This is a genomic window from candidate division WOR-3 bacterium (genome assembly GCA_039802205.1).
GTDB lineage: Bacteria > Hydrothermota > Tepidihabitantia > SM23-42 > JAOAFX01 > JAOAFX01.
The window spans coordinates 1-18657 of sequence record JBDRWD010000022.1; the positions used below are offsets into that span (position 1 = coordinate 1).

19 protein-coding genes are annotated in these 18657 nt (G+C 42.0%); 10 read left to right on the forward strand and 9 right to left on the reverse strand.

The genetic code is table 11. The features are described from left to right. Positions 1 to 226 precede the first annotated feature (226 nt). From ABIL39_06135 to ABIL39_06155, 5 genes are all read left to right on the forward strand, one after another. The gene (locus tag ABIL39_06135; GenBank protein ID MEO0165699.1) at positions 227 to 1222 is read left to right on the forward strand and encodes a sodium:calcium antiporter; all 996 of its coding nucleotides are present in this window, start codon (positions 227 to 229) and stop codon (positions 1220 to 1222) included. A gap of 133 nt (positions 1223 to 1355) precedes the next feature. After that, positions 1356 to 1589, forward strand: coding sequence for a hypothetical protein (locus ABIL39_06140; protein ID MEO0165700.1), 234 nt, complete (start codon positions 1356 to 1358; stop codon positions 1587 to 1589). A 71-nt stretch (positions 1590 to 1660) separates the two neighbouring features. After that, entirely contained in the window at positions 1661 to 4720 is a 3060-nt protein-coding gene (locus ABIL39_06145) for an alpha-amylase family glycosyl hydrolase (GenBank protein MEO0165701.1), read from the forward strand. Positions 4721 to 4738: 18 nt separating this feature from the next. Then, a complete protein-coding gene (locus ABIL39_06150) occupies positions 4739 to 5284 on the forward strand; it encodes a hypothetical protein (GenBank protein ID MEO0165702.1) in 546 nt (181 codons plus the stop codon). Positions 5285 to 5333: 49 nt separating this feature from the next. Beyond that, positions 5334 to 5744 carry an archease gene (locus tag ABIL39_06155; GenBank protein MEO0165703.1) on the forward strand — a complete coding sequence of 137 codons (411 nt, stop codon included), beginning with the start codon at positions 5334 to 5336 and terminating at the stop codon, positions 5742 to 5744. A 12-nt stretch (positions 5745 to 5756) separates the two neighbouring features. Here ABIL39_06155 and ABIL39_06160 read toward each other — a convergent pair whose 3' ends face one another. Further along, the gene (locus ABIL39_06160) at positions 5757 to 6233 is read right to left on the reverse strand and encodes a cytidine/deoxycytidylate deaminase family protein (GenBank protein ID MEO0165704.1); all 477 of its coding nucleotides are present in this window, start codon (positions 6231 to 6233) and stop codon (positions 5757 to 5759) included. A 40-nt stretch (positions 6234 to 6273) separates the two neighbouring features. Next, positions 6274 to 8694, reverse strand: coding sequence for a DNA gyrase subunit A (gene gyrA / locus ABIL39_06165; GenBank protein ID MEO0165705.1), 2421 nt, complete (start codon positions 8692 to 8694; stop codon positions 6274 to 6276). 105 nt (positions 8695 to 8799) lie between these two features. Between gyrA and ABIL39_06170 the strand changes: the two genes are divergently transcribed. From ABIL39_06170 to ABIL39_06185, 4 genes are read left to right on the forward strand one after another with little or no spacing between them, the layout of a single operon-like run. Then, positions 8800 to 9003, forward strand: coding sequence for a 4Fe-4S binding protein (locus ABIL39_06170; GenBank protein ID MEO0165706.1), 204 nt, complete (start codon positions 8800 to 8802; stop codon positions 9001 to 9003). A 5-nt stretch (positions 9004 to 9008) separates the two neighbouring features. Further along, positions 9009 to 10136: a 2-oxoacid:acceptor oxidoreductase subunit alpha gene (locus ABIL39_06175; protein ID MEO0165707.1), complete on the forward strand. Its 1128-nt coding sequence runs from the start codon at positions 9009 to 9011 to the stop codon at positions 10134 to 10136. Further along, a complete protein-coding gene (locus ABIL39_06180; GenBank protein ID MEO0165708.1) occupies positions 10123 to 10941 on the forward strand; it encodes a 2-oxoacid:ferredoxin oxidoreductase subunit beta in 819 nt (272 codons plus the stop codon). Before ABIL39_06175 ends, ABIL39_06180 begins: the two co-directional genes overlap by 14 nt. Before the next feature lie 29 nt (positions 10942 to 10970). After that, complete coding sequence (locus tag ABIL39_06185; GenBank protein ID MEO0165709.1) at positions 10971 to 11516, forward strand: 2-oxoacid:acceptor oxidoreductase family protein; 546 nt, start codon at positions 10971 to 10973, stop codon at positions 11514 to 11516. Here ABIL39_06185 and ABIL39_06190 read toward each other — a convergent pair. The 6 genes from ABIL39_06190 to ABIL39_06215 all read right to left on the reverse strand — a co-directional run bounded on the left by ABIL39_06190 (position 11470) and on the right by ABIL39_06215 (position 15884). Beyond that, on the reverse strand, positions 11470 to 12201 hold the full coding sequence (locus ABIL39_06190) for an NDP-sugar synthase (protein MEO0165710.1): 732 nt from the start codon (positions 12199 to 12201) through the stop codon (positions 11470 to 11472). The genes ABIL39_06185 and ABIL39_06190 overlap by 47 nt on opposite strands. Beyond that, positions 12194 to 13351, reverse strand: a complete 1158-nt coding sequence (locus tag ABIL39_06195; protein MEO0165711.1) for a DUF1343 domain-containing protein — start codon at positions 13349 to 13351, stop codon at positions 12194 to 12196. The genes ABIL39_06190 and ABIL39_06195 overlap by 8 nt, the downstream gene beginning before the upstream one ends. 286 nt (positions 13352 to 13637) lie before the next feature. After that, positions 13638 to 14222, reverse strand: a complete 585-nt coding sequence (locus ABIL39_06200) for a hypothetical protein (protein MEO0165712.1) — start codon at positions 14220 to 14222, stop codon at positions 13638 to 13640. Between the two features lie 124 nt (positions 14223 to 14346). After that, on the reverse strand, positions 14347 to 14793 hold the full coding sequence (locus ABIL39_06205) for a hypothetical protein (protein ID MEO0165713.1): 447 nt from the start codon (positions 14791 to 14793) through the stop codon (positions 14347 to 14349). A gap of 192 nt (positions 14794 to 14985) precedes the next feature. Next, positions 14986 to 15429 (reverse strand): hypothetical protein, encoded by a 444-nt coding sequence (locus ABIL39_06210; GenBank protein ID MEO0165714.1) that lies wholly within the window; start codon positions 15427 to 15429, stop codon positions 14986 to 14988. A 242-nt stretch (positions 15430 to 15671) separates the two neighbouring features. Beyond that, complete coding sequence (locus ABIL39_06215; GenBank protein ID MEO0165715.1) at positions 15672 to 15884, reverse strand: hypothetical protein; 213 nt, start codon at positions 15882 to 15884, stop codon at positions 15672 to 15674. 429 nt (positions 15885 to 16313) lie between these two features. Between ABIL39_06215 and ABIL39_06220 the strand changes: the two genes are divergently transcribed. Then, entirely contained in the window at positions 16314 to 17249 is a 936-nt protein-coding gene (locus tag ABIL39_06220; GenBank protein ID MEO0165716.1) for an Ig-like domain-containing protein, read from the forward strand. 16 nt (positions 17250 to 17265) lie between these two features. On the opposite strand, the gene ABIL39_06225 is transcribed toward ABIL39_06220, so the two are convergent. Next, positions 17266 to 18357: a 4Fe-4S binding protein gene (locus ABIL39_06225; GenBank protein MEO0165717.1), complete on the reverse strand. Its 1092-nt coding sequence runs from the start codon at positions 18355 to 18357 to the stop codon at positions 17266 to 17268. Positions 18358 to 18657: the final 300 nt, after the last annotated feature.

The window sequence follows — 18657 nt, forward strand, 5'->3', positions numbered from 1 at the left end:
TTAAGCAGTTTCCGATTGGGTTTAGAATTATTGGATAAGCTGGATTTATCCAAATACCCGTGGCTTTTTTGTTTCAAAAAGTTATGCCCAACCGAAGATTAAAAGTGAGGAGTACTCAGTTGAAGGTGGGGCAAAAATAGTGGACAAAATCATTTGGCATTTTCATCTCTAACAGCATCGAATAATAATGATTGACACCATACATTGTTTTTACTATAATCAGTGGATGCTATTATTAATTCTTGGTTTTCTTATCTGTACCGGCGTTATTTTTTTTGCAGGGACAAGGCTTTCATTTTATAGTGATGTAATCGCTGAAAAGACTGGTATAGGTAGAACTTTAATTGGACTTTTTCTTGTTGCCTCAATAACCTCCCTTCCGGAAATAGTAAATTCGGTTAGTGCAGTAACCTATGTCCAGGTGCCCGATATTGCTGCTGGGGATTTGATCGGTAGCTGTACGTTTAACTTGCTGATCATTGCCCTCCTTGACTTATTTCATCGTCAGCCGCCGATTTCGAGCCTCGCTCAGCCCAGCCATATAATCTCGGGAGGTTTTGGCATCCTCCAGTTAAGTGTTGTGGTTATCAGTATCTTTTTAGGAGAAAATATGCCCCGGCTTGGCTGGATTGGATTAAATAGCTTCGTTTTCCTCCTTGTTTATCTTTTGGGGATGAGGTTCGCTTTCCAGTATGATAAAAAATTGAGGCATAAGGGTTGTTATTTGGATACCCCGATCTATCCGGAGATAAGCTTGAATAAAGCCATCCTCCGATTTGTTATAAATGCCATATTCGTGATTATCGCCGCACTTTTCCTTCCCAAGATCGGTGAAGGCATTGCGGAAAGAACCGGATTGGGACAGACATTTGTCGGAAATATCTTGATTGCATGTTCTACATCCCTGCCCGAAACGGTTGTTTGCTTCGGCGCCCTGCGCTGTCAAGCGGTAGACTTGGCATTAGGCAATGTGATGGGTAGTACAATGTTTAATATTGCAATTTTAGGAATTATCGACTTCATTTATCCACGGGGATCAATCCTCTTCCTTGTGAATCCCAACCATACAATCTCGGCACTCTCCGCCATAATTATAACCGCAGTGGTGATAATCAGTCTCACCTATCGCTCCAGTAAAAAATATCTTTTTTTATCCTTAGATGGCATGATCATTATTATAGTATACATTTTAAACATAATCTTCCTTTACTGGTTAAGATAGGTTTACCAGACTAATTTATCGCAAATTTGTTTTGAACTTCTTTCGCTTTGAAGCAGTAAAATCATAAGGCTTGACAAAAAATTATATCGGGTTATAATCTAACAAATTAAAAGGATACGCAAAAGGGGGTATTATGGCTTTATGGGCAATGGTGGTATTTCTACTTGGGGTCCTTGCTCTTCTTTTCAATATCTTTAATATTTTCGAATGGTTTACTCCTTTCTGGGCGATCATCTTAATGGCGATTGCCTTCGCAATGCTTTCGCGTATCGCTCAAAAGGAAAAAGAGGCTGAGAAAGAAAAACTCGTGGAAAAAATCCAGGAACTCGAAGCCCAGCTGAGTAAATATGAGAAAAAAGAAATATAAGGAGAAAAATATTGAAATTATTTTAACCGCCTCCTTTTTGCTCCATTTTTGATTTCCCCGTAGCGTTCAGCATGTTTGAATTCCACATCCGTAAAGAATGCCGCGATAAATATAAATTTGATCTCTCCCTTTATCAAGCAAGCGGCAATGTCATATTCATTGATTTCCAGGCAGTAAAAAAATTTGTCGTCCAATGGAATGCCTTAAGAAGGGCCGCAGGACAGAATTTGATTCGACCCGGTGAATTAAACGCAATGGGGCTTATCGACGAGATTCTCCATATTGTCGTTGAGAGATATCAACTGGAAAGAAACCCCGATGCCTTTAAAAAATCACTGGAGTATCTCAAGAGAAAACTTGGGGCAAAAAAGATTGACCGACTTATTCACAAATTCATTGAGTTATTTCCGCCTCGGGATGTGTATACGAAAAAGATAAGTGCTGAAGAATACCTCAGAGAGGATACATGGGGTAAACCTAATCTCCAGATCGCTCTCCAGGAAATATTGATGCTTGGTCTCGCCAATGAAAACCCAGCGTTTGCTCAATTTAAAGAATTATTTGACGATAACGAATTACTCGCGCATACCTCCTACCATCAGGTTCTCGTAGAAATTGAGAAGTTTTTTCAAACCCAGCCCGCTTATGGACCAGAGAATCAATCACTGATCGAATTACTCAAGGCACCGATGCGGGCAGCACCCCATTCCCTTGTCGGGCAGTTGTTATATATCAAAAAACACTGGAAAATGCTACTTTCGCCAGAATTGCAGGAAAGATTAACCATGCGCATCCTCGTCTCCCTGGATTTCATTAAAGAAGAAACCAAAGAGCGCATCGGAGGTCCCGGACCAGCGCTCATTTTGGAATTTAAAGAGAATTTGGAGGATTCTTCAGCACACCCGGGAGACGAACCTCGCTTCAGTCCCGATACCGAATGGATGCCCAAGGTGGTGATGATCGCTAAGCATACCTATGTCTGGTTGTATCAATTGAGCAAAAAATATAAAAGAGAGATAAAAAAATTGGATGAGATACCAGAGGAAGAATTAAAGATTTTGAGCGATTGGGGGTTCAATGCCCTTTGGCTTATCGGCATCTGGGAGAGGAGCAAGGCTTCAGCAAAGATAAAAAAACTGTGTGGTAATCCAGAGGCGCTCGCCTCTGCTTATTCAATTTATGATTACGAAGTTGCCCGGGATTTGGGTGGTGAGTCAGCATTCAATGCGTTGAAAGAGCGAGCACTAAGATATAACATCCGCCTGGCGGTGGATATGGTCCCCAATCATACGGCGATCGACTCTAAATGGATAAAAGAGCACCCGGACTGGTTTATCCAGTGTTCTAAACCTCCTTTCTTTAATTACCGCTTCCATGGTCCCAATCTTTCAGAAGACCCGGAACTGGAAATCTATATTGAAGATGGGTACTATAACCGGACCGATGCCGCGGTCGTTTTTAAACTGGTGGAGAAGAAAACCCAGCGTGTTCGTTATATCTACCATGGCAACGATGGGACAAGCACGCCCTGGAATGATACTGCCCAGCTGAATTTTCTCCTCCCCGAGGTTAGAGAGGCAGTCATTCAGAAGATAATCGAGATTGCCCGCAAAGCACCCATCATCCGACTGGATGCGGCAATGACCCTCACCAAGCGTCATTATCATAGGTTATGGTTTCCAGAGCCGGGTAAGGGTGGTGATATCCCTTCCCGAAGCGAATATAGCATGACCACAGCCCAATTCAATAAACTATTCCCCCGGGAATTTTGGCGCGAGGTGGTGGACCGCATTGCCCAGGTGGCTCCAGATACCCTACTCCTGGCAGAAGCATTCTGGCTCATGGAAGGATACTTTGTCCGAAACCTGGGCATGCACCGGGTTTATAACAGCGCCTTCATGAATATGCTCAAGATGGAACAGAATAAAGAATATCACCAGGTTTTAAAAAATGTTTTAGACTATAATCCTGAGATTCTCCGGCGCTTTGTGAATTTTATGAGCAATCCAGATGAATTGACCGCCGTCCAGCAATTCGGCAAGGACGATAAGTATTTTGGTGTCTGTATCATGATGGTAACGATGCCTGGTTTGTGTATGTTCGGGCACGGTCAAATTGAGGGATTCCAGGAAAAATACGGAATGGAATACGCGCGTTCTTATTGGGATGAGAAGCCTGATGAATATCTGATAAAAAGGCATGAGAAGGAAGTATTTCCATTATTAAAAAAGCGTCACCTTTTCAGCGGTGTAGAAAACTTTTATCTCTATGACTTTTATGATGAAAAAGGGAATATAGATGATAATGTCTTTGCATACTCAAACGGCAGTACTACGGAACGGGTGCTTGTTGTATATAATAACCGTTATCAAGAAACCCGGGGTTGGGTCCGTGCTTCGGAAAGATTTCATACCAAAAATCTTTGTGCGGGCTTGAATTTGAAATGCCAGGAGGGGTTATACTATCTATGTCGGGAAAATCGCAGTAATCTCTTTTATCTCATTTCACCTTTAGATATTGAGAAAAATGGCTGGTATCTCCACCTGGGTGCCTATAAATACCATGTCTATATGGATTTTGAAGAAGTGAGTGACCAGCCGGATGGAAATTATAAGAGATTATACGAATTTTTAGGTGGCGGAGGCTTTTTAAATCTAAAATGGGCATTGAAGGGTATGGAACTAATCCAGGGTATGGAAAAGGCATGCGCTTTTATAAAGACGATGGAACCACTTCTGGAAAAATCTTTGCTCTTTGACGCTCTAAAAGATGCTCTCAAAAGGCCCACTGAACTCAAAGATTTGTTTCTTTATACTCCGCTCGGCTTGATTATTGAGCAAGGCATTAACCTCTTGGAGAAGAAAACCACATTATCCAATTTCTTCCAGATACCCGCAGTTAAGGATTTTATCTTTGTCCATCACTATGAAGAAATTGAATGGTTTAATAAAGAGAGATTGGAACTCTTACTGGCTCTCCTTTTTATTGAGCTTATTGGACATAGATTCACCTCAGATGATTATAAAAATATTATAGCAGGGTTCGATCAAATTTTGAAGATTGCGATGACAAGCGGCTATCAATTCGGAAAATTTATCAATAACTTGACGCAGCTGGATTGTTGGGTATAATCCCTAAAAGGAGGTACGATGAAAAAATTCGGATTGACGCTTCTTGCTCTTGCCTGTCTGGTCGGTGCTTATGACCTGAGCGGTCGCATTGGTATGGGCTTGGGTTTTACACCGGATGTCTATCAGGAAGCTGCCAACGAACTGATCACATTCCCTGTGATTGACCTCGCAGTCACCCGCTATGGTTTGAATTCTAACCTGGTGCTGGAACCCCTATTTCAATTCACCCTGAGGAATATCCAGGATAATACTTCCGTTGAACTTCAGGCTTCGGGACTGGTCAACTTTTTGCTCAAAGGTCACCAGAAAACCAACCTCTACGGAAAAGCCGGATTTGGCTTTTTATTCTCTTCACCCGGGGGTGGTGCGGAGAGTGAATTCGGTTTCCATCTCCCGTTTGGCTTTGGCCTTGAACACTTCGTGAGTGAACATTTTTCATTAAACCTGGCAGCTCTGAGTGGCTTTACCTTCATCTCCAATCCGCCTACTGGCGGTGATACATATATGGAAGTCAAGATCGGTAATGCTAAACCTTTTGCCTTCTATCTGGTTTGGTATTACTGATTGATTATTTTGGGAGGCTGGTTAAAACCAGCCTCCCCGGTTTTTTTGTATGCCCTATCGCTATTTAGACCATACTGCAGATTTGGGTATTGAAGTAGAAGCACCATCAATTGAGGAATTGTTTATTGATACTGCCAAAGCAATCTTCGAAACACAGATAGATGGTGCGATCTTGGAAAACAAAGAATTGACCTTTGAAATAAGCAGTGTTTCCCTTGAAGAGCTACTCATTGAGTGGTGCCGGGAATTGATCTATAATTTTTCGGTAAATGGTTTTATCCCGGCGGTTTATAAGGTGGAGATAAAACCGGATTACAAACTGAAGGCATTTTTAAAGGGTGATATATTTACTTCCGGAAGACATAGGATAAAGTTAGAGGTGAAAAATGCCACATACCACAATTTGTTTATTCAAAGGAAAGACGATTTGTATCACGCCCGGATTATATTTGATGTCTGAAATAATCTAAAACTATTTCAATTTTACCAACTTCACACCTGATTCCCGGAGCATCGCAATTGCCAGTTTATCAGGATAGGCTTCTTTAAAAATGATCTTCTTTATCTTGGCATTGATCAACATCTTGGTGCAGATAAAACAAGGTTGATGGGTGGTGTATATCGTTGCCCCTTCAATATTGACTCCGAAATTTGCCGCCTGAATAATGGCATTCTGTTCCGCATGGACACCTCGGCATAATTCATGCCTTTCACCTGAGGCAATGCCCATCTTACCACGGATACAGCCGACCTCGGCACAATGAGCGATGCCGCTGGGTGCACCGTTATAGCCTGTAGCGAGGATTCTTTTGTCTTTGACAATCACCGCTCCTACCTGTCGGCGTAAGCAGGTGGAACGTTTTGCTACCAGTTCCGCAATCCCCATAAAGTATTCATCCCAGGATTGGCGCTGTTCAGAGCGAGTCCTTTTATCTTGGGTTTTCGTCATGGCAAACGACTCGGTGTCACGCATCCGCTGAGTCTCGCTTTTACACTTCAGCCTTTATCCGGGCTACTGATACCACTTTATCACCTTTCTCAAGGGTGATTATCTTCACTCCCCGGGCATGTCTGCCCATCACCCGGATCTCCTTCACCGGGGTTCTTATCCCTTTCCCGCTCATCGTCATGGCTAAAAGATCATCGTCATCACTCACATTCACTGCTCCTGCCACTCTGCCGGTCTTCTCATCGATCGTCATCGCCCGCACCCCTTTACCCCCCCGACCCTTTTCGTTAACATCGGAGAATTTTATGCGCTTGCCAAGCCCGTTCTCACCAATTATGAGCATATCCTCTTCTTCCCGGGCAATGTTAAAACTTACAACCTCATCGCCTTTTTCCAGCTTCATCCCTCGCACACCGCTCGCATTCCTGCCCATGGGTCGTATCTTCTTTTCTGAAAATCTCAAGGTCAACCCATTCCGGGTGGTCAATAAAACCGAGTCTTTGCCGGTGGTGAGTTCAGCAGCGATGAGCTTATCCTTTTCCTCCAATTTTATTGCGATAATACCCTTCTTACGCACATTTTCATACTCATCGAGCGCCGTCTTTTTCACCTTACCCAACTTTGTAGTCATGAAGATAAAGAATTTGTTGGAAAATTCCTTTATCCCTAAGCAGGCGGTCACCTTTTCGCCTTCGCCCATTTCGATGAGATTGGCAATCGATCGCCCCTTGGAAAAAGGTCCTGCCTCAGGAATTTCATAAACCTTTGAAGCATATACCTTGCCGGCATCGGTGAAGAATAAAAGGGTGTCGGTGGTCTTTGCGATCAATAGTTGATTCGCGAAATCTTCTTCACCGGTTTCCACCAGTTTCCGTCCCTGACCCCCGCGGGTCTGATTCCGATAGGTGGTGATAGGTTGGCGTTTGATATAACCACGCTGGGTTAATGTGATCACCATATCTTCTTCAGCAATCAAATCTTCAATCGTGAGTTCCTCGGGTTCCATCTCGGAGATCGTAGTCCGCCGGCTATCTTGATATTTAGCGGCAAGTTCGCTCAATTCTTTCTTTATCACACCGTAGACACCTTTGGGTGATGCCAAAATTGATTTTAAGCGGGCGATTTCCTTTATCAATCCCAAGTACTCCTTTTCCAGTGCTTCTTTCTCAAGATTTGTCAGCCGGGCAAGACGCATATCAAGTATTGCCTGAGCCTGGGCCTCGGTGAGGGAGAATCTTTTCATCAGTCTTTCTTTTGCCGTCTTTGCATCTGCGGATTTTTTAATGATGTTCACCACTTCATCAATATTTTCGATCGCAATCTTTAATCCTTCCAGGATATGCGCCTTTTTCTCGGCCTCAGCCAGTTCAAACTTGGTCCGGCGGGTTATGACCTCAAAACGGAAATTAAGAAAGTGTTGGAGCGCCTGTTTTAATGTTATCGTCCTGGGCACTCCATCAACCAGTGCCAGGATTTGAATGCTATAGGTGGTCTGCAAATTGGTGAATTTATAGAGGTTATTCAGTACTATCTCGGGATTGGCATCCCTTTTCAATTCCACCACTACCCGGATGCCATCTTTATCCGATTCATCCCTTAAGTCCGTAATATCCTCAATTTTTTTCTCCTTTACCAGTTGGGCCATTTTCTCCAGTAATGCGGCTTTATTAACCTGGTAAGGAATCTCAGTAATCACGATCGCCTGTTTGCCACCTTTTAAATCTTCTATCTTAATCTTGCCCCTGATGAAAATCCGTCCTTTACCGGTCAGATAGGCTTCCTCAATCCCCTTTTTGCCCGCGATGATTCCACCCGTGGGAAAATCTGGTCCGGGGACATATTTTAAAAGTTTCTTATCCTCAATCTCCGGATCATCGATTAAGGCATTGAGCGCATTGATGATCTCACCCAGATTGTGCGGCGGAATATTCGTTGCCATACCAACGGCAATGCCCGAGGCACCGTTGCACAAAAGATTGGGAAAAGATGCGGGTAATACCACCGGCTCTTTTAGCCGGCCATCAAAATTAGGCACGAAATCAACAGTATCTTTCTCTAAATCCTTCAGCAGTTCTTCAGCAATCGGTGTGAACCTTGCCTCGGTATAACGATAGGCAGCGGCTGCATCCCCGTCAATTGAACCGAAATTGCCCTGACCATCGATGAGGGGATAACGCATGGAAAAATCCTGGGCCATGCGGACCAAGGCATCATAGATCGCCATATCGCCATGGGGATGATACTTACCGAGGACATCACCGATCACTGTAGCACTCTTTTTATGGGGCCGATTGGAGGCAAGCCCTGCTTCATGCATGGCGAACAAAATTCGGCGCTGGACGGGTTTTAACCCGTCGCGGACATCGGGCAATGCCCGGCCCACGATCACGCTCATCGCATAATCGAGATAACTCGATTTTATTTCATCTTCGATATACACCGTCGTAATGCGTTCTTCCATAATTTTAATTATACCTAAAAAAACGCGGGCGTCAAGTTGATAGGAAAGAATAAAAACAAATTTTTTCTTGACTTCAAGCTGATTTTAGATATACTTACCTTCGATATGACCGTGGCTACCCGGCGCTTTGAGGTGATAATAAATGAAAAATGGTGTAAAGGCTGTGAAATTTGCGTGGTTTTCTGTCCCAAAAAGGTATTAGCAATGGAAAAGACCAAGGCAAAAGTCGTGAATCCTGATGCCTGCACTGGTTGTCAGCTCTGTGAGATATATTGTCCTGATTTTGCCATAGAAGTAGAGAAGTTATAAGGGATATGAGAAAAATTGCGTTGATGACTGGGAATGAGGCGTGTGCCGAGGCGGCAATCGTTGCCGGGATGAGATTTTTTGCTGGTTATCCGATCACTCCTTCTTCGGAAATTGCCGAGGTTCTATCCCGAAGGTTACCCGAGGTGGGTGGAGTCTTTATCCAGATGGAAGATGAGATTGCCTCCATGGGAGCGATCATCGGAGCTTCCCTGGCCGGAGTCAAGTCTATGACCGCCACCAGTGGTCCGGGATTTTCATTGATGCAAGAAAACATCGGTTATGCATCCATGGCTGAAGTTCCGGTGGTTGTAGTCGATGTTCAGCGCGGTGGTCCGAGCACAGGTCTGCCAACCCTACCTTCTCAGGCAGATGTGATGCAGGCAAGATGGGGAACACACGGAGACCACCCGGTGATCGCGGTTGCCCCAGCTACAGTCCAGGAGACATACGAATGGACAATCAAGGCATTCAATCTTTCAGAAAAATATCGGGTGCCGGTGATCCTCCTGATGGATGAAATCGTCGGGCATTTAAACGAGAAGATCGTGATTCCAGAAAGAAGCGAAATTGAGATCATCAACCGGAAACTCACCACCGACCCACCAGAAAAATATCTACCATATAAAATTACCGAGGATGATATCCCACCTATCGCCCATTATGGAACCGGTTACCGATTCAATGTCACCGGGCTGAGCCATGATGAGAGCGGATTCCCCACCAATGATCCGGTGAAAATCGATGCCTTATACCGGCGGATAAATCGAAAGATTGAGCGGTATAAAAATGAAATAATATCTTATAAAACCGAACTGCTCGATGATGCCGAGGTATGTCTTGTGACCTATGGCTCTACCGCCCGTTCCGCAAAAAGGGCTATGTATGAAGCGAGGGCAGCCGGGATAAAAGTTGGCTTGTTCCAGCTTTATGTCATCTGGCCATTTCCTTATGAAAAATTGAGGGAACTGGCAGTGCGGATAAAAAAATTTATTGTTCCTGAGATGAACCTGGGGCAGATTGCCCATGAGGTAGAATGTGCCACCCGGACTGAAGCGATCAAAGTCAATCGGGTGGATGGAAGTCCTGTCACCCCTGGGGAAATACTGGAGCAAATAAGGCATGTTTCCGTATAAAAAGTATTTAAGACTGGATAAATTCCCGCACATCTGGTGCACAGGTTGTGGTTGCGGGATTGTGATGAAGGCGATGTTGCGGGCGATAGACCGAGCAGGGATTCAAAAGGACGATGTCGCAATCGTTTCAGGAATTGGGTGTTCCTCCCGGACCCCAGGTTATCTCGATTTCAATACCCTCCATACCCACCATGGCCGGGCAATCGCCTTTGCGACTGGTTTAAAACTAGCAAAACCCAGATTAAAGGTGATTGTAGTTACGGGTGATGGCGATGCTACCGCAATCGGTGGTAACCATTTCATCCATGCGGCACGTCGTAACCTCGACATGACCGTCCTCCTTTATAATAACCATATCTATGGTATGACCGGTGGTCAGGTATCACCCACAACCCCGTTTGGGAAGAAGGCAAGCACTGCACCATATGGAAGTACAGAGCCGGATTTCGATATCTCCAATCTGGCAATTGCTGCTGGCGCCGCTTTCGTAGCACGTTCCACCTGCTATCATGCAACCCAGCTCGATAAACTAATAGAAAAGGCTCTGCTGAAAAAAGGTTTTGCCTTGATCGAAGTTTTGACCCAGTGTCCCACCTATTACGGACGGCCGAATCGGCTTGGTAGTGCTGTTGATATGCTGAAGTATTACAAAGAAAATAGCATTCCAGTAGAAACAGCCCGAAAATTGAGTCCTGAAGAAATAAAAGGCAAAATCACCATCGGTGTTTTACATGATATTGAGAGACCCGAATTCTGTGAAGAGTATCAGAAATTGGTGGATCGGGTCCGGATAAAAAATGAATAATCTTTGCAAGCATTTTAAAATAGCACCCTATGGCACTTAGATATGAAGTCAGACTGAGTGGTTCAGGTGGCCAAGGTTTGATTCTTGCCGGTAAGATTCTTGCTGAAGCCGCAGCAATATACGACAACAAAAACGCCACTCAGAGCCAATCCTATGGTCCCGAGGCACGGGGAGGTTCGAGCCGTTCCGAAGTCATCATCAGTGATACCGAGATCGATTATCCCAAGGCGGTAAATATTGATTTTTTACTCGCCCTGACCCAGGAAGCGTGCGATAAATATTCCAAGGATGTGAAAGAAGGGGGAACAATACTTGTGGATTCTCGATTTGTGACCAAATTGCCCGAGGGTAAATTTAAGGTTTATTCAGCCCCGATTACCGAGATTGCCGAACAGGAAACGGGCAAATCATTGGTCGCTAATATTGTAGCCCTTGGGATGATTACCGAACTCACCAAGATTGTTTCCCAACAAGCCGTGGAATCAGCAATCCTCTCCCGGGTGCCGAAGGGAACCGAAGAGTTAAATCTCAAGGCATTCCGTGCTGGCATTGCTGCGGCTCAGAAACTTTTGTAACAAGATTTTTTAACTTACCGGTGAGGGTTTTAAAAACCTTGGGAGTACCGATATCACACCAGAAATCACAGGTGATATAGGGGTAAAGTAACTCTCCCTTCTCAAGGGCAAGGTTAAAGATTTCCGGGAGACTGAAGATTTTTTTGTCATCGGGAAAATATTTAAAAATCTTTTTTGAGATCACAGCAATCCCTGCATAGGTATAGCAATCAGGCATTCTTTTTTTATAAAATTTTGTGATCCTATATTTCCTTATGCGTACCCGGTTTGTGGCTTGATTTTTGACAAGCACGACCGTTGCCAGCGGTGCGTGAATTTTATGCTGTTGAATCACCTTTTTTAAATCGACATTTGATAGGACATCACAGTTATGAAGCAGAAAATCATCGGAGACAAAATCCCGGAAATTTAACAATGCGCCACCGGTTCCAGAAAGATATCTTTCCACGACAAGATATAGGCCTGGAATATCTTTCAATGCACTTTTTATCAAATCCGCTTTGTAGTAAAGGTTAATACCAATCTCTTCGATTCCTGCGGTTTTTAATTTTTCAATGATTAGCTCAATTATCGGTTTACCGTTAATTGGAAGTAATGGCTTGGGCAGTATTTGGGTAATCGATCCTAATCTTTTACCATATCCTGCGGCAAGGACGATCCCCTTCATGTTTTTAACTTCAATCATAAAGCCAGTATCCACGAACGGTCTTCTGGTATGCCCGGAGTGCATCCTCCCAGCGGGCAGCAAGTAAACGAACGTCCACTCCTTGCTCTAACCCTTCTCTTATCCAGGCATTACCGATTAACATATCAAAAGGCATCTTCTTTTTTTCAAACTCATAAGGCGGGCGACGCCACTTAAACTTTTTCGGATAAAGTCTTTTTATTGCAGCAATGATTTCCAGCCCGGTGAGCACCGGATCAAAATTCCATAAATCCTTTACATAAAGCTGGACGCCGCCACAGGTTAGTCCCTGATACTTATGGAATGTCGGAATGAACTTTAAAGGACGGAATTCCACACCCTTCAGGTTTATCCGACGGAGTTCCTGCACCAGTTCTTCTTCATCAATCCAGGGCGCGCCGAAGATTTCAAAGGGACGGGTTGTGCCACGACCTTCAGAGATGTTTGTTCCCTCCAGCAGACACATGCCGGGATAGACCAATGCCGTTTCAAATGAAGGCATATTGGGTGATGGAATTGTCCATTTTAAACCGCAATCCGGAAAATAAAATTTTCTTCGCCAATTCCTCATTTTTATGATCTCTAAATCGGCGTTGACATTTTCCATCTGATTAATCATTCTACAAATTTCACCGATTGTCAAACCGTGCCGGACAGGAAGAGGAAAAAATCCCACAAATGATACAAAATCTCTTTCCAGTACTGGTCCCTGGGTAGTGATGCCATTAAGGGGATTTGGTCGGTCAAGGATAATCGCTTTCTTTTTCAATTCAGCCAAGGTCTTTAAAAGCAAAACCGCGCTCCAGACAAATGTATAATAGCGTGTACCAATATCAATCAAATCAATGACGGCAATATCCACTTCTTTTAAAGCACTTTTTGGTGGTCGAAGATTTTTACCATACATACTCTGCACAGGAATCCTTTTGTTTCTTGCATTAGCAACATAGACCTGATCCTGGAGGGCGCAGAAAAGCCCGTGTTCAGGTGCCAGAATGAGTTTGAGTTTGAAATTTTGACTGCTAATAAAATGATAAAGTGTCGGACGCAAATTTTTATCCGTGGCTGAGATGTTGGTCAGTAATGCTACCTGCTTATTGCGCAAGGGGGCAAAATTATTCCGGATTAAAACATCAATTCCGAGTTCCATGTCAGAATATACACTTATTTACCAGGAATGTCAATGCTCAACAAAACGAATATTTTGACAAAGTTTAAAATCGGGCTATCCCCGTCTTTTAAAAAGATCAAAAAACATCCCAGTTAGTGGAAGTTCCTATCTTCACAGACACCAGGGTTCTAAAGTATCAGATTGGCTACATTGATTCAAGGGTCATCAAATTCACACTCAAAAATGGTAGTTATAATTTTAAATTGGTGGTCAATGTTTTTACGATCACATAACCGATTTCTCGTGGTGAGAGTAAAAAGTTAAATTAATGATGGGGTTCGATATCGAGTTTCTTCGCCTTCAACGATAACCAGTATCCTGGGAACAAATCAAAAGAAAGATAAATACTCTTCCAGTTTATCGGAAAGTCATTAAATCCCGGGTCATCAACATCAAAGAACAACCTGCTATCTGTTTTCAATGCATTGAATCCTATGCGAAAACTCAAAAAATAATGAGTAACACCAACACCAAAATCAATCAACATTCCATTCTGAAATCCCCAGGTGCTGAAGCCTGAATATAAATATGTAACCCATGGTGTAATCTCAAGTGATTTTCTATGGGCTGCGAATGGCACAAAATAGATATATGCTGGTGCAACGAATCCGGCAAGTGCAACACTCTCCGAAGAAAAATCTGCATTATGTATCACCCTGAATCCTTTTGTCCCGAGACCAAAAAATTTATAAATAACTGCGATATCACCTATCCGGTAATCAATGTGACCCGGTGCTACTGCACTCGCACCTGTGGGATTAAAAAACAGACGCCAGGTCGTATAATACTTCTGTGCGTAGCCAATACAAAAAATTAAAAAAAATGAAAGAAAAACAGCAAGCTTTTTCATACTTGAGTATAGCACAAAATTAAAAAATGTCAAGCATGCATTTGTTTGAGTCAACTCTGAAGAGCGAGCTTTCAATTTTCTAACCAAGATTTTCAAAAATTTGAAGGGCTGGATAAATTTTCTCTTAGGGGTAGACTTCTCTTATGCTATGTGGATAATAACACACAAAGAACCATCTCATTTCTTCTAAAAACCAATAGGCAAACTCACGAATACTGCCTAAAGCCTTCTTGATTTCCTCGGTCAACAGACTACTCTTCTCAATCAATTGATTGAGAATATGGGCAATCTGGATGAGTAAATAAACACATTTCATTCCATTATAATCCTTAATATAAAGATGCTCTAAATTGTATCCCCCATTTTTTTGTATATTAAAACCCTCATTCTCTTGTTTCCACCTTAAACAACCTCTTTGGTTGGCTAAAACCACACAATTCTCCTTGTTAATCGGAAGATTGGTAATCCAAAGCCAGCGCACCACCTTCTTTTCACCTTTTTTAACCTTCTTTTTCTTAACCAAACACTCCAAAAAATTCACACAGAAACGACCCATAAATTTGTAATCCATATTCGTCACCCATCAATACCGCTGATACTCACCACCCTCCACCCAATCATATTCTAAATAACCCTCAGAATAACGCCTCTTTAAAACCTCAAATTCCTGATACATCTCCGGGCTACTGCCCCCTTAAAAACAATGATAAACCATCAATCATGCAACTCACAAAGCCCCAAAATCCCCTCGGAAACATAAAGACTATCTAAAACCAAACAAATCCCTAATTGCGGAAAAACGCCTACCTAAACGCTCAAGTAAGCGATACGCCGCCTTTAATTCACAATCCTGACTCCTAACCCACGGCCCAGAATTTTCCACAAACTCGGTGTCAATACTCAAAGCAAAACCATTGGGTGTCACAATCTTTGCATCCACCACCGAATGAGAATAAATCACCCGCTTTTTACCCTTCTTACCCTTAACCTTTCTGACCAAACAATGGGGACAATGCCGCCCGGAAAATACATACCAACCCGTACCATCAATGGCAATTAAATTAAACTTATCTAAAAGCCGAAATTTGACTAAAGACTTACTCCGCAAAATCTCATTAATCACTGAATAGCGGACTTTATAAAACCTTTCAGGTTCAAGTTTTTTCAAAAGATTAGCCAGCGTCGTATCATGAGGAAGCTTGCACAATTTTTGACCACTCAATAACCCAAGGTGCTTAATAAATTGCCTGGTGTTAAAACGGACATTAAGTTTACGCCGGGAATTTAGTTTTAAAACAAATACCAAAAGAGCAACCCATGAAAGGGTTTGAATTTCATAGATGCAACTACCTTTATGCCTGGAATCATTAATTGTTTTAAGCCCATCAGTAAATTAAAAATGATGCACTGTTTGATAAAATATTTTGGTAAGTTTCGCTTGTTTAATCATCAGTGTTTCTTTAGATAACTTTTAACCTTACCTTTGGTTAAGCCCCGTTCTATGAAATTTATCAATTGAATCATCTCCTGATAAATCTTCACCAACCGTGCCCTGCGGAAACGCTGATAATTGGCGGTCAGCTGTTGATAATCATAGACCGCGCTCTTTTTTATGGCAATCTGTTTTACCACCTTCAGTCTAATATAACTTCCACACCACATGCAATGCCCTTTCACGAACACACCGACAATTAGGCTTGCCAGAGCGACTTTTACTCTGATACACACCACCTTTAATTAATAATTTCCTGGCTAAAAAATATTCAATAATTTTATTAATTCGTTAGCCAGTTGCCTTAATTTTAGCCTTGCTTGACTTAAAGTCATATTTTTCTCCTATCTGGGGATAATTATATATAATCCCCAGAAAGTCAAGAAGAAAGTGAAGCGCGAAAAATATGTTTTTAAGGGAGATATTTAGTGTAATCTAACGATTAAGCTGATCCCTATTTTTTCCGCTAAAATTAAAGAACATCAAGGTGAGAAAAATTTTGGCTCTTCAGCGCTGTTTAAATAAAAATACCGAGTTCAATAGGAGGATTAGAAAACCTGATTGACACTTTGCCAGTTTTTGCTATATTATTATAAAAGATGAGAAAAAAATTCGTTACTTTAATTAAAATAGTATTTTGGGGACTTGTTCTGACTTTGCCGATAGATTGTGCAAAGACGAAAATTACGATTGAAATCATCAATCCACCAAATGGAGCGGTGGTGGGGGGGATTGTGGAGATTACTGCCCGGGTTGCTGATGGTGGGGAGATATCTGCACTTGGATTTTACATTGATGATTCGCTTGTAAAATTTTTTGAAAAAGAGCCGTATTCATATTTATGGAATACAATTCCCCTTCCTGATAGTTCAATTCATACGATATATGCAAAGGCTGAACTTGAAAACGGGAATTATATATACTCTGAAACAATCTCAGTAATGGTCTATAATATTCTGCTCTTTTATGATGATTTTGAATTTTATTATATTCACAATTACCCTTCCCAATACTGGTTTCAAATCTGGCCCGGAATCGGTGAAAGTACCTATGTTGATTCACTTTTTTCCTATGATGGATTTAAGAGTTTCCGACTTTGTGGCTCTTCACAATGGGTAAGAACTGATGGCATTGAACTTGATTTAAAAAAATTGCATAAACTTACTTATGAATATGCCTTAATGATTCCGGAGACGAGCCCGGCCGGTGCGCTTGCAGGATTTTTTGTAAAATTGAGCCCCACACTGGGTACGATATATAACGGTGTTCTTTTTGATTTCAACGATAGTCTGGTGTATGTGCGGGGTGTTGATCCACAACCAACCGGTTATAAGTGGCAAAAAAATCTGTGGTATAATGTAAAAGTGCACCTTGATTATGATAATCTGTTAATGGATGTCTGGATAAACGAACAGAAGATTGCTGATAATGTTCCTGCGGCAGAGAAATCAATCTCTGACACCTTTGCCCTATCCACCGAATACGGCATAGGGGGCGCAGTATATTTTGATAGAATCCAGATATTAAAAAAATAATTAGTTGGAATTTCTTTCACTTAATCATAAACCCCGAAGGGATGTCTTCCTCTTTTTCTTCACAATTTCGCAATCTTTCTTTTTCTTCAGTGATATAAGAACCAGATTGCTTCCTTTCTTCGCCAATGGAATATACCTGTATCGCAGCGGTTCCTTCAACCGGGCAGCGATTTTCACACATACCACAGCCTGTGCATATTCTTTCATCAACAATTGGTCTACCCAATGTTATTCCATAAACCGTTTCATTAATTAAATTGATTGCATTATACTGGCAGGCTTCATCACATATCAAACAGGCCTTGTTTTGTTCCCATGCAATACACCTCGCCTTGTCAATAATTGCAGTCCCGATCTTCGCATAACTCTTTTCTTTCAAAGATAAATTCCTTATTGCCGAAGTCGGACAAACCTTGCCGCACATATTGCAATTTTTTTCGCAGGCACCAATGCGCGGGATGAGTCTTGGGGTCCAGAGCCCCAGAATACCTGATTCAAAAAGACAGGGCTGGAGTCCATTCGTGGGACATACCTTCATACACCTGCCACAATGCAAGCATCTACTTAAAAATTCTGATTCAGGAATTGAGCCGGGCGGACGGATCAATCTTCCTTCAATTTTTTGATGATGAACTGAACGCAATAATGGTGCAAGGATAAAAGCACTGCCGATAGAGAAGATTACCTGACGTTTCTTAATATCAAATTCAGGTTGTGAAAATCTTATTTTATATTTAATTACATTTTCCGGACACTCATAGATACAGTTAAGGCAGATAATACATTCGCCTGTGTCAATCGTCTCATTTTTTGAATCTATCGCACGGGTCGGGCAGACCTTTTCGCATAAAGCACATTGCTTACACCCCGCGCCAAAGAAAAATTTAAATAGTGAGAATTTTGAAAAAAACGCAAAGAGTCCACCCAATGGGCAGATATTCTGACACCAGAATCTTTTTGAAAAAAAATTCAAGCCGAGTATTATCGCGAAAAACAAAAGGGCAAATAATCTTTCGGTATAAGCAAAAGAAGCCTTTAGAGTAAAAATGCCGACAAAAAATGAAATGACAGGAAATACAATCAACAAAAGAGCCCTTTCAAATATCACAATTGGGTCAAAATATTGAATAAAAGAAAAACCGAGAACCGCCGCTGTAATTATAAATATCAGTATTAGATATTTGAATTTTTTGAGTCTGTTTTGTATAATCAACAATTTTTGTGGCTTAATGAGCATTCCGGATAAATCGATTACTGTCCCTAACGGACAGATAAAACCACAGAAGAATCTGCCAAAAATGAGTGTTAAAAAAATTAGAATAAGGGAAAAAAGGTATGGACTGAGTAATATGCGGTTTGAAATACTGATGATTAAAAAAATCAGCGGGTCAAAATAGTAGAAATATAG

Coding starts and splice junctions, on each gene's coding strand:
- ABIL39_06135 (MEO0165699.1), top strand. CDS start 227: ATGCTATTATTAATTCTTGGTTTTCTTATCTGTACCGGCGTTATTTTT.
- ABIL39_06140 (MEO0165700.1), top strand. CDS start 1,356: ATGGCTTTATGGGCAATGGTGGTATTTCTACTTGGGGTCCTTGCTCTT.
- ABIL39_06145 (MEO0165701.1), top strand. CDS start 1,661: ATGTTTGAATTCCACATCCGTAAAGAATGCCGCGATAAATATAAATTT.
- ABIL39_06150 (MEO0165702.1), top strand. CDS start 4,739: ATGAAAAAATTCGGATTGACGCTTCTTGCTCTTGCCTGTCTGGTCGGT.
- ABIL39_06155 (MEO0165703.1), top strand. CDS start 5,334: ATGCCCTATCGCTATTTAGACCATACTGCAGATTTGGGTATTGAAGTA.
- ABIL39_06160 (MEO0165704.1), bottom strand. CDS start 6,233: ATGACGAAAACCCAAGATAAAAGGACTCGCTCTGAACAGCGCCAATCC.
- gyrA (MEO0165705.1), bottom strand. CDS start 8,694: ATGGAAGAACGCATTACGACGGTGTATATCGAAGATGAAATAAAATCG.
- ABIL39_06170 (MEO0165706.1), top strand. CDS start 8,800: ATGACCGTGGCTACCCGGCGCTTTGAGGTGATAATAAATGAAAAATGG.
- ABIL39_06175 (MEO0165707.1), top strand. CDS start 9,009: ATGAGAAAAATTGCGTTGATGACTGGGAATGAGGCGTGTGCCGAGGCG.
- ABIL39_06180 (MEO0165708.1), top strand. CDS start 10,123: ATGTTTCCGTATAAAAAGTATTTAAGACTGGATAAATTCCCGCACATC.
- ABIL39_06185 (MEO0165709.1), top strand. CDS start 10,971: ATGGCACTTAGATATGAAGTCAGACTGAGTGGTTCAGGTGGCCAAGGT.
- ABIL39_06190 (MEO0165710.1), bottom strand. CDS start 12,201: ATGATTGAAGTTAAAAACATGAAGGGGATCGTCCTTGCCGCAGGATAT.
- ABIL39_06195 (MEO0165711.1), bottom strand. CDS start 13,351: ATGGAACTCGGAATTGATGTTTTAATCCGGAATAATTTTGCCCCCTTG.
- ABIL39_06200 (MEO0165712.1), bottom strand. CDS start 14,222: ATGAAAAAGCTTGCTGTTTTTCTTTCATTTTTTTTAATTTTTTGTATT.
- ABIL39_06205 (MEO0165713.1), bottom strand. CDS start 14,793: ATGGATTACAAATTTATGGGTCGTTTCTGTGTGAATTTTTTGGAGTGT.
- ABIL39_06215 (MEO0165715.1), bottom strand. CDS start 15,884: ATGTGGTGTGGAAGTTATATTAGACTGAAGGTGGTAAAACAGATTGCC.
- ABIL39_06220 (MEO0165716.1), top strand. CDS start 16,314: ATGAGAAAAAAATTCGTTACTTTAATTAAAATAGTATTTTGGGGACTT.